Below are 1112 nucleotides of genomic sequence, written 5' to 3'. Positions count from 1 at the left end.
TCTTATGATTCATGCACTTCTGTCTGGATATGCTTTTAGAGTTTTTTTGTTGTACCTTTTTAACAAAATTGGCGATTTTTTATAATTGTGCCATGATAATAAAGGACAAATTCAAGGAGTGAGTATGTTGAAGCTTGCGGTTGTAATTCATGCAGAGGAGGAGTTTGATTGGGCTTGTGGCTTTGATGTTAAAAATCAAACTGTGACTCATTGTACTGAGCTATTACAACTCGTTAATGAATTATTATCTCTGAATGCAAAAGTAACCTTAGCACTCGATTATGCCTTTATTTCAAGCCCTTCAGGAAAAATGGTCATTAAAGAATTGAAGCCATTACAAAATCATTCGATAGAGTTTGCAGCACATCTACATCCTTGGGTAACCCCCCCTTATGATTCTAAAATTGACTATGAAAATGGATTTTACTCTTTTCCTGGTAACCTCCCAAGGGACGTAGAATATAAAAAAATGAAGGTACTAACGGAAGGTATTCATCAACTTTGCGGGCAAAACCCGAAAGCATACCTAGCTGGCCGTTATGGCGTAGGTCAAAATACGTACCTCCATTTGGAATCACTTGGCTATTGTGTAGATCTTAGCATTAATGCTTACTTTGATTTTTCCGAGAAAGGTGGCCCAGATTATTCTAAAGTTGGTTGTTCAAGCTTTAATGCAGGAAAAATTAAGTGCTTGCCTCATACATCCTCTATATATTGTTCTATTCCATACGTAGAGAGAAAGATTAATAAATCACCAGATATAATATATAAATTAAAGAACAAGATTTGGTATAAACTATTAAAGAAACTTTTAAAAGTTAATACATACAGATTATCTCCTGAAGGATGTTCTTTAGAGAAGATGAAAAATATTACTTCAGTTCAGGAACAACTTGGTGTCGAAGAGTTTGTACTTTCATTTCATTCTTCAAGTTTAACGGTGAAAGGCACCCCTTATTCTGAGTCTGTTAAAGATGTTGATGAGCTAAAATTAAAGATTTTAGAGTATATAAAATGGTTTATGCATATTAAAAAAGGTCAATGCTTTTTACCGTCGAATTTCTCTCAGGATTTTTGCGGGAAAAAGGAAGAGCAATATGTAAGTATTACTA

Annotated in this window: 1 protein-coding gene; it reads left to right on the top strand. The window is 34.1% G+C overall.

Features of this window, described 5'->3' with window-relative positions; translation table 11 throughout:
* Positions 1-124: 124 nt before the first annotated feature.
* Positions 125-1112: polysaccharide deacetylase family protein (locus tag L4D78_RS28250; protein WP_428469994.1), on the top strand; the 988-nt coding region annotated here is incomplete at its 3' end.

The organism is Photobacterium minamisatsumaniensis, from assembly GCF_050336695.1.
GTDB lineage: Bacteria > Pseudomonadota > Gammaproteobacteria > Enterobacterales > Vibrionaceae > Photobacterium > Photobacterium minamisatsumaniensis.
This window is presented reverse-complemented; position numbering and strand designations above follow the sequence as displayed.